Consider the following 12,859-nt stretch of genomic DNA (forward strand, 5'->3'; position numbering starts at 1 on the left):
TTCGGAGAACTCCCATGTCCAAACGTCTTCCATTTGCACCCTTGGCTGCGGCCATTGGCCTGGGTTTCAGCCTGCTCGCCGGCAGCCTGGTGGCGCCGACCGTCGCTCACGCCGAAGGTGAAATCCGTATCGCCGAACAGTTCGGCATCGTTTATCTGCTGCTCAACGTGGTGCGCGATCAGAACCTGATCGAGAAGTACGGCAAGCAGGAAGGCATCGACATCAAGGTCGACTGGACCCAGCTCTCCGGCGGCTCAGCGGTCAATGATGCGTTGCTTTCCGGTTCCATCGACATTGCCGGAGCCGGCGTCGGCCCGCTGCTGACCATTTGGGACCGCACCCACGGCAAGCAAAACGTCAAAGCCGTGGCCTCCCTGGGCAACTTCCCTTACTACCTGGTGAGCAATAATCCCAAGGTCAAAACCATCGCCGACTTCACCGAAAAGGACCGCATTGCGGTGCCGGCGGTCGGGGTCTCGGTGCAGTCGCGCTTCCTGCAATACGCGGCGGCCAAGCAATGGGGCGACAAGGAATTCAATCGCCTCGACAAGTACACCATCGCCGTTCCGCACCCGGATGCCACCGCGGCACTGATTGCCGGTGGCACCGAATTGAGTGGGCACTTTTCCAACCCGCCGTTCCAGGATCAAGCGCTGCAAAACCCCAACGTGCATGTGGTGCTGAACACCTATGACTTGCTTGGTCCGAACTCGCCGACTGTGCTGTTCGCCACCGAGAAATTCCGCAACGAAAACCCGAAAACCTACAAAGCCTTCATCGCCGCACTGACCGAAGCGGCCGAGTTTGCGCAGAACGATAAAGGTGCGGCGGCCGACACTTACATCCGCGTCACCAAGGCCAAAATCGACCGCGCGGTGTTGCTGAAAATCATCGACAACCCGCAGTTCGAATTCAGCATCACGCCGAAAAACACCTACCCGCTGGCCGAGTTTCTCTTCCGCGTCGGTGCGATCAAAAACAAACCGGATTCGTGGAAGGATTACTTCTTCCAGGACACCAAGCCGCTGCAAGGGAGCTGACCGACATGAACGCCCCTTTGCAAGGCCACACGGCCAGCAAGCCGATCGCGGCAGCTCAAGCGCTGCTGTCGGTCGACCAGGTCAGCCTGGAATACCGCACGCCTGCGCGGGTGGTTCGAGCGACCCATCAGGTCAGTTTCGAGATTGATCCGGCGGACCGCTTTGTGCTGCTCGGTCCTTCGGGCTGCGGCAAGTCGACGTTGCTCAAAGCCGTTGCCGGGTTCATCCCGCCCTGTGAGGGTGAGATTCGCCTGCAAGGCCAGCGGGTCGATGCGCCAGGGCCGGACCGGATCGTGGTGTTCCAGGAGTTCGATCAACTGCCACCGTGGAAGACCGTCAAACAGAACGTGATGTTTGCGCTGCTCGCGTCCAAAACCCTCAAGCGCAAAGAGGCTGAGGAGCGGGCGCTGCATTATCTGGACAAAGTCGGTCTGGCGGCGTTTGCCGATGCCTATCCGCATACCTTGTCTGGCGGCATGAAAGCTCGCGTGGCCATTGCTCGCGCCTTGGCGATGCAGCCGAAGATCCTGTTGATGGACGAGCCCTTCGCCGCCCTCGACGCGCTGACCCGACGCAAGATGCAGGAAGAGTTGTTGCTGCTCTGGGAGGAGGTGCGTTTCACGTTGCTGTTCGTCACTCACTCCATCGAAGAGGCGTTGGTGGTGGGCAACCGGATTTTGCTGCTGTCGCCTCATCCGGGGCGGGTGCGGGCGGAAGTCCACAGCCATCAATACGACTTGCACAGCTTGGGGGGCGTGGCGTTCCAGGAATCGGCGCGGCGGATTCATCGGCTGTTGTTCGACGAAGGTCAGTCGCCGGAAACCGAGCGTGAGCTGGATTTCGCCGACATTCGCATCGCTTATTGAGCCATTGGAGGATTGCCCGATGAGCCATTCATCATCTGCGCGTAAAGAGTACGAAACTGTTTTGCAGCCGCTGACCAGCGTACCGCTGGAGCGTGAATTACCGCTCGGCCAGCGTCTCTGGCAGCAAGGCTGGCTACGCAAAAGCCTGATCCTGATTTTGCTCGCGGTGCTTTGGGAAGCCGTTGCCCGTTATCAGAACAACGACCTGCTGCTGCCGAGCTTTTTGCAAACCGCCAGCGCGCTGCAGGACGGCCTGCTCAGCGGCGAACTGCTGGGCAAGGTGTGGATTTCGCTGGTTGTTTTGCTCAAGGGTTACCTGATTGGCATCGTTCTGGCGTTTGTCCTGACGACGCTGGCGGTGTCGACCCGATTCGGTCGCGATTTGCTCAGCACGCTGACCTCGATGTTCAACCCGTTGCCGGCCATTGCCCTGTTGCCGCTGGCGCTGCTGTGGTTTGGCCTGGGGCAGAACAGCCTGATTTTTGTACTGGTGCATTCGGTGCTCTGGGCGTTGGCCTTGAACACCTATGCCGGGTTTCTCGGTGTCTCGGAAACCTTGCGCATGGCCGGGCGCAATTACGGCCTCAAGGGTATCCGTTTCGTGTTGTTCATCCTGATCCCGGCCGCGTTGCCGTCGATTCTTGCCGGGCTGAAAATCGGCTGGGCCTTCGCCTGGCGTACGCTGATCGCCGCCGAACTGGTGTTTGGCGCTACCAGCGGCAAGGGTGGTTTGGGGTGGTACATCTTCCAGAATCGTAATGAGCTGTATACCGACAAGGTGTTTGCCGGGTTAGCGGTGGTGATCCTGATTGGGTTGCTGGTGGAAAACCTGGTGTTTGATACGTTGGAGCGGGTGACGGTGAAGCGGTGGGGGATGCAGCGGTAGGTTCTACGGTGTCTGATCTGGCTCCATCGCGGTCTTCGGTGGACACAGCATTTGTGTTCGACCGAAACTCCACTGTAGGAGCGAGCCTGCTCGCGATGGCGGTAGAACATTCAACGAATTTTTTCGAGCCGCACTTTCCAATCGCCCACAAAAAAGGCCGTTTCTGTATCAAAACGGCCTTTGCGAAGTAGTTAAAGACCGGCGAAAAACAGTTAAGTTCCACCCAAAAAACAGTAACTTATAGAATTGTGCTCAAGTCGTGTTACTCGTCGGATTTCTATTGTCACAACCATGACACAGCCTCAGGATCGCGCCGTCATCCCCTTGAGGTTCCTCTATGAAGTTCTCCTCGATTCTCTTGTTGTCCCTTGGCCTGGTCAGTGGCTTCGCTTCTGCTGGCGGCACCACCGAAGCAGGTGTGGGCGGCGCATTGGGCGGGGTTCTTGGCTCGGTCGTCGGTCAATCGCTAGGCGGCAGTACAGGTTCAACCATTGGCGCGGCCTTGGGCGGCGCGGGTGGTAGCGCAGTCGGCGCAGACAAACGCAGCCGTGGCGAAGCCGCCATTGGCGGTGCGCTGGGCGCAGCAGGCGGTAACGTGGTCGGCCGCAGCATGGGCGGCACCACCGGCAGCCTGATCGGTTCCGCAGCAGGTGGCGGCGCCGGTGGCGCGCTGGGTAACTACATGGGCAACAAGAGCGACGACGATGATCGTCGTTCCTATCGTCGTGGTTATGATGATGACGATCGTGGTTACTACCGTCGCGGCCATCCAGGTCGTGGTCATGCCTATGGCCATCGCAAGCATAAACATCGCTATCGCGACTGAGGCTTGAATCGCCTCGTTTACCGGTAGATCAAAAAATCGCAGCCCCCGGGCTGCGATTTTTTTTGCCTCTCAGATCGCCAGTCGCTCCAACGCCCCGCGCAATTCGACAGGAATTGCCACCGGCTGATTCGTGGTCCGATCCACAAACACATGCACGAAGCGCCCCGCCGCACAGGCATCATCTTCACCTGCCTTGAACACCGCCAATTCGTACTGCACCGAGCTGTTGCCCAACTTGCCGACCCGCAGGCCGATTTCGATCCGGTCCGGGAAAGCGATAGAGGCAAAGTAGTCGCAGGCCGAACTCACCACAAACCCCACCACCTCGCCGTCATGGATATCCAGGCCACCGACTTCGATCAGGTAGGTGTTTACCGCCGTATCGAAAAAACTGTAGTAGGTGACATTGTTGACGTGACCGTAGACATCATTGTCGTGCCAGCGAGTGGTGATGGGCTGCAAGTGCGAGTAATCGGTGCGTTGGGGCATCGGGTTGGACATCAGCGTCGATTCCTGGAATTGAATAGCGAGTCTAAAGCGAAAACCGCGTTATCGTTCTTCGCGAGCAAGCCCGCTCCCACATTCGATCTTTATTGGACACAGGTTTTGTGTACGGCTGAGATCCAGTGTGGGAGCGGGCTTGCTCGCGAAGGGGCCTTCACAAACGCCACATAAAATCACATGTCAGCGAACCCTCGCCCCTCTGCCGCCAGCTCACCAATCAACCGCGCCGGCGCCCAGTGATCGCCCTGCTTGGTCTCAAGCTGCAACAACCGCAGATGAATATCTTCCAACCCTTGCTGATCCGCCCAGGCCATCGGCCCGCCCTTGTCCGCCGGGAAGCCATAACCGTTGAGATAGACCAGGTCGATGTCATGCGCCGATGCCGCGATGCCTTCCTGAAGAATCTTCGCTCCTTCATTGACCAGCGCCAGCAAACAACGCTCCAGAACCTCTTCAGGGCCGATCTCACGACGCTGGAACCCCAACCCTTCGCTGACTTCCAGTACCAGCGCATCGACTTCCAGATCGTGTTCAGCCTGGCGACTGCCCGGTTCGTAGTGGTAATACCCATCGCCACTCTTCTGACCAAAACGCCCCAGCTCGCACAAGCGGTTGTCCACTTGAACCTCCGGCGCATCCTGGCCTTTGCCAGCCAGTTCCCGAGCGCGCCACTCCAGGTCGATGCCGACCACGTCGTACATGCGAAACGGCCCCATGGCGAAACCAAAACCTTGCAGCGCCGCATCCACCTGATGAGGCAAAGCGCCCTCCAGCAGCATCTTGCGCGCTTCGAGCACGTACGGATGCAGCATGCGGTTGCCAATGAAGCCATGGCAGTTGCCCGACACCACGCTGACCTTGCCCATGCGCTTGCCCAGTTCCAGCGCCGCATCAAGCACCGCCGGCTCCGTCTGGGCGCCGCGCACGATCTCCAACAATTTCATGATGTGCGCCGGGCTGAAGAAATGCAGGCCCAGGACCTGTTGCGGACGGCGAGTGGCAGCGGCGATGGCGTCAATGTCCAGCGCTGAGGTATTGCTGGCCAGAATCGCTTCAGGTTTGAGCAGGCCGTCGAGTTCGCGGAAGATTTTCTGTTTCAACTCGAGGTTTTCGTAGACCGCTTCGATGACCAGATCGACATCGCGGATCGCTGCGTAATCAGCCGCCGCCGTCACCCGTGCAATGCGCGCATCCGCCTCTGCCTGATCGATCCGTCCCTGACGCACGTTGTGGGCGTAAGTCTCAGCTACGCTGGTCAGCGCTTGCTCAAGCATCTGCGGATTGTTATCGACCCATTGCACCGGCACCCCGGCGTTGGCCAGGCACATGACAATGCCACGGCCCATGGTGCCCGCACCGATCACGGCGGCGCGCTGAATATCGAACGGTGTCTGGCTCATGGTTGTTCTCTTGTTAGCGATCCAAAGACAGTCCTCACCATAGTCAGGCGCCGGGCTTTTTTGAAGTTTATTCCTGTGATGAGCGACATTCAGGGGATGGATAAGCTTTCAAAAGCACCGATATCCCTGTGGGAGCGGGCTTGCTCGCGAAAGCGGTGTGTCAGGCAACATCAATGTTGAATGTGATGGCCCCTTCGCGAGCAAGCCCGCTCCCACATTGACGGTGCTTCAGCTTGGCAGGTGCGACTGGGACCAGTCGCGCACGTCGCCATACGGATAATCCTCCAACGCCGCAAACCCCGGAATCGAGCGCGCCTTGAGCTTGGTAAACAGCGGCACGCTGATCCCACACAGAAACCGCGTGACGCGCTCCGCCGATGGAGCACTCCCCGTGTGCTGCTCGTGCCTGTGGATAAAATCACCACACAGCGCCTCGAAATTTTTATCCACAAGCGCTGGCAATTCTGGCGGTGCCGGCAATCGCGCCACGTGACCGTGACACACGGAACAATGCCCGCACTGCTTCGGTGCGTTTTCGTCGCCGAAGTACTCCGCCAGGCGATAGCCCAGGCAGTGGTCAGTAGCGAACAGATCGAGCATGGCGTGAATCCGAGCGATCTCGGTGCGCTCGTGTTGGGTGAAGTAGGCGTGCAATTCAGCGCTCAGGGTTTGGGAATCAAAGTCCGCTTGCAGCAGGCTGTAGACCTCGGTCATCTGCTTGCTTTCAACCTCGACCCAGCCCTTCTCCTGGAAGTAATCCAGCGCCTTGACCACCCGACTGCGCTCGGCGGAATACTGCTCATACAGCGCATCGAAATTCACCGTGGCCCAGGTCCGTGCGCGGCTGGAGGTCTGGATGATCGCCGAGACGAAGTCCTTTCGCTCACCTTCAAATCGGGCAAGCAATGCTTCGGGTTCCTGCAAATACTTGAAGCGGTACTCGGCGTAATAGGCATAACGCGGGGCGATCATTGCGCGCAGTTCCAGCTGCACCAGCAAAGTCTTGAGCGGTAACTGGCGAATGTTGCTCTGATCGGCCAAAGGCCCCAGCAGAAATTCCCATTGCCCCTCGGGCGCAGTGGCTTGCAACTCGTCGAGCACGCAACGAATGCCGTCCCGTTCCGGCGTGTCGCCGTAGACGAAGTTTTCCAGCACGTTGAGGCTGTCGCGGTTGGCCAGCACCAGGCAATCGGACGGCTGACCGTCACGCCCGGCGCGACCGATTTCCTGGCTGTAGTTTTCGATGGATTTAGGCAGGTCGAAATGCACCACGTTGCGGATATCGCTTTTATCGATGCCCATGCCGAAGGCAATGGTGGCGACGATGCAATTGGATTGCCCACCCATGAACCGCCGCTGGATTGCTTCGCGCTGTTCGTGCGGCAAACCGGCGTGATAGGCCTCCGCCTGAATGCCGCTGCGGGTCAGATGCTCGGCAATGTGCTCAGCGGTTTTCTGCAGGGTGACGTAGACGATACTCGGCTGGCCAGGACGCTGGCTCATCCACTCGACAAGGCGTCGTCGCTTGTCCTGGCCGCGTACCGGTTCCACCAACAGATTGAGGTTGGGCCGGTAGAAACCGGTCGTCACCACATCCTCAGGGGCGATGGCGAATTTAGCCTGCATGTCGGCGATCACCTTGGGTGTCGCGGTGGCGGTCAGCAGCAGGGCCTGAGGAATGTTGAACTGGCGTTGGTAGTCCGGCAGCTTGAGGTAATCGGGGCGAAAGTTATGGCCCCATTCAGAGATGCAGTGGGCCTCGTCCACCACCAGCAGCGAGATCGGCACCTGCTGCAAAAAATGGCGGAAGCGCTCGTTCTTCAGTCGCTCCACGGAAATCATCAGAATCTTCAGCTCGCCGGACTTTGCCCGGGCCATCACATCGCTGGCGTCATCGCGGCTCTGGGCCGAATCGATACTGCCCGCCGCAATGCCGTGGCGCTGCAAGAACGCTAACTGATCCTGCATCAACGCCAGCAAAGGCGAGACCACCAACGTCAGGTGCGGCAGCAACAAGGCCGGCAGTTGATAGCAAAGGGACTTGCCCGAACCGGTCGGGAAAATCGCCGCCGCCGAGCGGCCGGCCAACACAGCACTGACCGCCGCCTCCTGGCCGGGTCGAAACTGTGGGTAACCGAAAACCTGTTCCAGGGTGTTGTGCATAAGCTGTCACTCCGTTGACCGCTGCGAAGCCCAAAGCCTAGCTGGCGAACGCAGCGGGTCGAGAAAAGGTCGGGGGTAAAAACGATACTGGATGATACAGCGTCACCCCATTGATTCCTTCGCCACGGATTGAAACAAACGAGGCACTTTGCCCCCTGACATCAGCCCCTGTCAGCCGGTAATGTTCACCCCGAGAAAAACCATCATCCGCGAAGTTTTCATCAAGGCAGGACGCCCGCACGCGGATTCTTATGAAGGAACAACCATGCCATACACTCAGTTTTTACCCATTGTCCTTGTCTTTGCATCTCTGCTGCTGAGCGGGTGCATGAAGCTCCCTGACGAACCTCCGCTCCTCGCTACACCCACAACTCTGGGCGGCGCCTCACAGACTTAGTCATCGATTGACTGACGTCGGGTGGCTACGGGACCAACACCGCCACCCGCAACTGCTCATCCAGCGCCTGCTCATGAAACACCCGGCTCTTGCTCGCCCAAACTGCATAAGCCGGGCTGATTTCGCCCGTGAACGCCGCCGCCAACTGACGTAAATCAGCGACACTTCGCACACGGGGGCAGAAAGGTTCGCCGTCACAGTTCTGGCTGGCGTTGTGGTAGGTGACCAGCAACCGATCCCACAACCCCTCACGCACTTGCCTGACCGATTTGAGCTTCACAGCCGGCACACCCAGCCGCTGTTTCAGACCCTGTTCGTCCAGCGCTTCGCTGGCCAGCAGCGCCTTGCCCACCATCAACACCTCGGCGCGGGATGCGGTGTCGACATCTGCCTGAGTGGTCAGCGCCTGTGGCCAACCGTTGCGGTCCATGTTGGCGAGGACCAGCGAATGAACGACGTCAGCAGCGCCCGCCATCCGACAAGCACCAGCCCACAACAATAAAATCGAGGCCATACGTAGCCATTGCATACCTAATTCCCTTTAAGAGTTGACTCAGACGTTTCGAAACGTCCTACAAAATCTGGCGCGCACCCTACGGAGGTTCAGTGCGCCACGCCTGACAATCCCGTAGGAATATCGACCTCTCGGGGGAAAAGCTTAAAAAATAGTCGGTACGTGCGTAGGCAAAGGTCGATAGCGCCGGTAAACCCCCTACAAAACCCGTCCATTTACGTCTTATTGCGACGCCTCGCTGCCGCCCTCTATAGTTTCCGACTCGGCTGAAAACACTGTGTCGGCCCGCCGGCGAGCCTGCCCGATTTCCCACAGGACTGACCTCGATGAACACGTTCCAACCGTTAACCAACCGCTATCGCCCGCTCAAAACCAGCTACAGCGAAACCCCCGTGCTGGTCATCGACACCCAAGCCAATCCTCACGAGATTCTCGATGCCGCCCAGCAACGCATCCGCGCCGCCAGCGACCTGCTCGAAACACTCTATTGCCTGTGCTTCAAACAGGCTGACGTGAAAGACATTCCAAACATCGTCAGTGCGCTGTACCTGCTGACCCAGGATGGTCACGAATTGCTTGAAGTTGCCCGGCAGCGACTGCCGAGAATCACTACCAATTGATGCCAGAAAACAAATCCAGACCCACATGAAGATCCCTGTGGGAGCCGGGCTTGCCCGCGATGAACGATAACGCGGTATGCCTGATGAAAAACGAAACATCCGATGCTCAACGACAACTCGATAAAGCGGCCTGCGGCACATGGTTCAGAGCACAAGTACAAGCCAGCCTCGACGACCCTCGTCCCTGCATTCCCAATGAAGAAGTCAAACGCGTAATGGCAATTAAACGAGAGAAAATGCGGAAGGGATAAGTCCGTCAGCAACGGCCTATCAAAGCTTCATCCCGTTCCTACAACCGAAGACACCTTGTCGCCTATCGCTGCCCGCAACTCACACCTATAGTCGTGACTGTCGCTGCCAAATCAGCGGCTCGGGCTTGGTCACCCGAATGGATCATACTTACGCGTTCGCTGTATGCTGCCGGCACCTCAAGTGTCTGCACGCTTTATGGTGGCTGTGTTTGGGACGCCTTCGGGCGTGCCGGGTATGCGTGTGATCCTCACCGGTTGACCAACCTGAACACAGTCCACCTCCCATCGCTTGGTCACGATGGTGGTGGCTTCATTTGATGCATTTGAGGATAAACACAATGAATTCATGGAAACCGCTCACCGATCGTTACCGCCCGCTCCAATCCAACCTCACCGATTCCCCGCCCCTGATCATCGACACAGAGGCCAACCCCCAGGACATCCTCGAAGCCGCCCTCCAGCGCATCCGAGCGTCCAGCGATCTCCTCAAAACCTTGCACTGCGTTTGCTTCAAACACGGCGACGTAGAAGACATCCCCCACATCACCCACGCGCTCTACCTGCTGACCCAGGATGGCTGCGACCTACTGAAAGTCGCCCAGCAACGCATGATGGGCTGGAAAGCACCAAGCTGACACCGAGGGAAGATCGTTCCCACGCTCCGCGTGGGAATGCCTCCACGGACGCTCCGCGTTCGGCTCTTGGAGCGTGGAACATCGAAAGCCGTCATCGAGTACTGGAGGCAACCATGAGCAAGTTTTTTGATGAGCTAATGGAAAGCGTGCAACAGATGAACGAAATCCTGCGCGGTGAGCGTGAGCCTTCCCGCGAATTCCATGTTGACGCGTTGCGAGTCAAAGAAATCCGCAAAGCTACCGGTCTGACTCAGGCCAAATTCGCAGCGTTGATCGACGACCGACGCGCCGCAAAGTCAGGCTTAATCGGTACACACCCAACGGAAGATGCGCCATGAACCTCTCTCCCAACTTCCCCGACGACCACGCCATGCACTTGCTCATGCAGCTGCTACACGAAGAACTTGGCCTGCCTGAACGCAAAACGCTCAGCCTCAGCACCTCGATCAATTTCGACCTGAGCTGCGACAGCGCTGATGCGCGGCATTTGATGGAAGCGCTGGAAGAACAGTTTGGGATCGACTTCGTGGACTACGACGCCTATCGCTACTTTCAGCCGGAAGGGTTTGATGTGTTCCTCAAACGCAGGGCGAAAGGACGTGGCGACAAAATCCCACTGACCATTGGCATGCTTTACCAAGCGGTCAAGTTGCAACGGTGGGATACACAAGGATTGGAAGGCCTGTAACGCGCATATCGCAACACAAGTGGCATTATTCTGGCTGTTTAAGCTTATTTCGACTGGAATAATGGCAGTTAATGATGATCGATCAAATCCTGTCCTGCTGCATAAACAAGGAATGGCGGCACATAACAAGCTGATCCCGTAACCTCGTGAGACAGTGAAGCAGCATTTCCATTAAGTGCTATTATTCTGGCAGTTTATGCTTAAAAGTGAAGGAATAATGGCATATGGCTAAGAAAACAGCGCCACTTTTGCCCGCCGCATCCAAGCTGCTCTCTGAGTTTGGCGAGCGACTGAAACTCGCTCGACTGCGCCGAAAACTGACAGCCAAGCAAGTCGCCGAAAGGGCTGGCATGTCACTGACAACACTGCGCTCTCTGGAGTCAGGCGGAGCAGGCGTGACCATGGGCGCGTATTTGTCGGTCATGCAGGTGCTGGGGCTGGAAAAGGACTTGAGCAAGCTCGCCGCAGTGGATGAGTTAGGGCGCCAACTGCAAGATGCTCAGTTAACCCCCGGAGCGAAACTCACAGTCAATAAACGCCGAAGCGCACGAAGCATTGCTGCGACCAGAACGCCGCCCCCCGCTAATGAAAAGAGCGGCCAATTCATTGAAAAATCCGGTCCCGAATCAAATCGCGTTCCTGATTTCCCTTTCAGCACCCACTCGTTATCTCGCTTGGTGATCAAGAAAAAAAACAAACCTACGGAAAGTGAAAAATGACATTAATCGCTGTGTATGCCGATTGGGAAACCTTGAACGGTCCAAGACGACTTGGGTTCTTGCACGTAAGAAAGACTCGCTCCGCAAACGTATTTGAGTTTGAGTACGACTCTGCCGCACTGGCCGATCCAGCGTTAAATTTCATTTCTCTTGATCCTCGTATCGGGCTTTTTGAAGGCCGTCAGTACCCAGGTCAACATCAGAGCCGGTTTGGCCTATTTGCTGACTCAAGCCCTGATCGGTGGGGTCAGTTGCTTATGAAACGTCGACTGGAGCGAGATATCCGCGAGGGCTTGGTACCTGACGGAACCAAGCTGTACGAATCCGACTTTCTTTTGGGGGTTCATGACCGCTACCGGGTCGGGGCGATCCGCTACAAACTCAATGACCAAGGCAATTTTCTGGATGATCGCGATGGATTGGCTGCTCCACCCTTCGTCGAGTTACGCGCCTTGGAGCAGGCAAGTCGCGCACTGGAGAGCGATGAGGACAACACCGCTCCCGATGGACGCGAATGGCTGAGAATGTTGATTGCACCAGGCGGCTCATTGGGCGGAGCCAGACCTAAGGCCAGCGTCGCTGACGAAGCTGGTCATTTGTGGATCGCTAAATTTCCAAGCACTCGCGATGACTATGACGTCGGTGGTTGGGAGCTGGTGGCAAATGCCTTGGCGGATAGCTGCGGGCTGCGGGTAGCGACTGGTGTGGCGCAACGCTTCGCGAGCGATCATCACTGCTTCATGGTTAAGCGCTTCGACCGAACAAAAAATGGTGGTCGACTGCACTTCGCCTCAGCCATGACCATGACAGATAGGGTAGACGGCGACGATGCATCGGCAGGTGCCAGCTATCTGGAGTTGGCTGAAGTACTCATGAAGCACGGCTCAGAAACTAACGCGGATCTTCGCGAGTTGTGGTCTCGTATCGTGTTCAACATCTTGGTTTCCAATACCGACGACCACCTGCGCAATCATGGTTTTATCCTTGATCCTGGTCGAGGATGGCGCCTGTCTGAAGCCTACGATATGAACCCGGTACCCCATGCCGATGGATTGAAACTCAACATCACCGATTCAGACAACGCCTTGGATCTTGAGCTCGCTCGCGAAGTTGCAGAGTACTTCCGTATCAGCCGTAAAGACGCAGACGAAATTATCGAGAATTTCCGGGAAGCTGTCAGCCAATGGTCAACCGTGGCTAGTGCTTTAGGGCTTTCGAAGCGAGAGAGAGACAACATGGCCCCAGCGTTTCGGCTGGCAGGTAATTAGCCTCAACGCACCAACTACGGCTCATGACTTCGATTCACGCTTCCTCCCCACACTCGGTCGCCTACGGGGACCTTCACCCACA

14 protein-coding genes and 1 pseudogene are annotated in these 12,859 nt (G+C 57.4%); 11 read left to right on the forward strand and 4 right to left on the reverse strand.

Annotated elements, in window-relative coordinates:
- Positions 1-14: 14 nt before the first annotated feature.
- From ACZ9IM_RS00110 to ACZ9IM_RS00125, 4 genes are all read left to right on the forward strand, one after another.
- Complete coding sequence (locus ACZ9IM_RS00110; protein ID WP_476223147.1) at positions 15-1,040, forward strand: ABC transporter substrate-binding protein; 1,026 nt, start codon at positions 15-17, stop codon at positions 1,038-1,040.
- 5 nt (positions 1,041-1,045) lie between these two features.
- Complete coding sequence (locus ACZ9IM_RS00115; protein WP_427624158.1) at positions 1,046-1,906, forward strand: ABC transporter ATP-binding protein; 861 nt, start codon at positions 1,046-1,048, stop codon at positions 1,904-1,906.
- A gap of 19 nt (positions 1,907-1,925) precedes the next feature.
- Entirely contained in the window at positions 1,926-2,792 is an 867-nt protein-coding gene (locus tag ACZ9IM_RS00120) for an ABC transporter permease (protein ID WP_063341959.1), read from the forward strand.
- Between the two features lie 337 nt (positions 2,793-3,129).
- Positions 3,130-3,618 (forward strand): glycine zipper domain-containing protein, encoded by a 489-nt coding sequence (locus ACZ9IM_RS00125; RefSeq protein WP_427624159.1) that lies wholly within the window; start codon positions 3,130-3,132, stop codon positions 3,616-3,618.
- A gap of 69 nt (positions 3,619-3,687) precedes the next feature.
- Here ACZ9IM_RS00125 and ACZ9IM_RS00130 read toward each other — a convergent pair whose 3' ends face one another.
- The 4 genes from ACZ9IM_RS00130 to ACZ9IM_RS00145 all read right to left on the reverse strand — a co-directional run bounded on the left by ACZ9IM_RS00130 (position 3,688) and on the right by ACZ9IM_RS00145 (position 8,611).
- Positions 3,688-4,119 (reverse strand): acyl-CoA thioesterase, encoded by a 432-nt coding sequence (locus tag ACZ9IM_RS00130; protein WP_476223148.1) that lies wholly within the window; start codon positions 4,117-4,119, stop codon positions 3,688-3,690.
- 176 nt (positions 4,120-4,295) lie between these two features.
- Positions 4,296-5,522, reverse strand: coding sequence for a 3-hydroxyacyl-CoA dehydrogenase (locus ACZ9IM_RS00135; RefSeq protein WP_476223149.1), 1,227 nt, complete (start codon positions 5,520-5,522; stop codon positions 4,296-4,298).
- Positions 5,523-5,750: 228 nt separating this feature from the next.
- Complete coding sequence (locus ACZ9IM_RS00140) at positions 5,751-7,685, reverse strand: RecQ family ATP-dependent DNA helicase (RefSeq protein WP_476223150.1); 1,935 nt, start codon at positions 7,683-7,685, stop codon at positions 5,751-5,753.
- A 422-nt stretch (positions 7,686-8,107) separates the two neighbouring features.
- Complete coding sequence (locus ACZ9IM_RS00145) at positions 8,108-8,611, reverse strand: polysaccharide deacetylase (protein WP_476223151.1); 504 nt, start codon at positions 8,609-8,611, stop codon at positions 8,108-8,110.
- A gap of 311 nt (positions 8,612-8,922) precedes the next feature.
- On the opposite strand from ACZ9IM_RS00145, the gene ACZ9IM_RS00150 reads away from it, so the two are divergent.
- The 7 genes and pseudogenes from ACZ9IM_RS00150 (at position 8,923) to ACZ9IM_RS00180 (ending at position 12,777) form a co-directional block, all read left to right on the forward strand.
- Complete coding sequence (locus tag ACZ9IM_RS00150; RefSeq protein ID WP_008076544.1) at positions 8,923-9,216, forward strand: hypothetical protein; 294 nt, start codon at positions 8,923-8,925, stop codon at positions 9,214-9,216.
- Between the two features lie 83 nt (positions 9,217-9,299).
- The gene (locus tag ACZ9IM_RS00155) at positions 9,300-9,467 is read left to right on the forward strand and encodes an antitoxin PaaA2 family protein (RefSeq protein ID WP_476223268.1); all 168 of its coding nucleotides are present in this window, start codon (positions 9,300-9,302) and stop codon (positions 9,465-9,467) included.
- Between the two features lie 338 nt (positions 9,468-9,805).
- Positions 9,806-10,102 (forward strand): hypothetical protein, encoded by a 297-nt coding sequence (locus ACZ9IM_RS00160; RefSeq protein ID WP_427624165.1) that lies wholly within the window; start codon positions 9,806-9,808, stop codon positions 10,100-10,102.
- A gap of 113 nt (positions 10,103-10,215) precedes the next feature.
- A pseudogene (locus tag ACZ9IM_RS00165) lies at positions 10,216-10,380 on the forward strand (transcriptional regulator); the annotation flags it as partial.
- A gap of 56 nt (positions 10,381-10,436) precedes the next feature.
- Positions 10,437-10,790: a DUF1493 family protein gene (locus ACZ9IM_RS00170; protein WP_427624166.1), complete on the forward strand. Its 354-nt coding sequence runs from the start codon at positions 10,437-10,439 to the stop codon at positions 10,788-10,790.
- A gap of 224 nt (positions 10,791-11,014) precedes the next feature.
- Entirely contained in the window at positions 11,015-11,509 is a 495-nt protein-coding gene (locus tag ACZ9IM_RS00175; protein ID WP_427624167.1) for a helix-turn-helix domain-containing protein, read from the forward strand.
- Positions 11,506-12,777 (forward strand): type II toxin-antitoxin system HipA family toxin, encoded by a 1,272-nt coding sequence (locus ACZ9IM_RS00180; protein ID WP_427624168.1) that lies wholly within the window; start codon positions 11,506-11,508, stop codon positions 12,775-12,777. Before ACZ9IM_RS00175 ends, ACZ9IM_RS00180 begins: the two co-directional genes overlap by 4 nt.
- The last annotated feature ends 82 nt before the right edge of the window (positions 12,778-12,859 follow it).

Source organism: Pseudomonas sp. TE12508 (assembly GCF_056279485.1).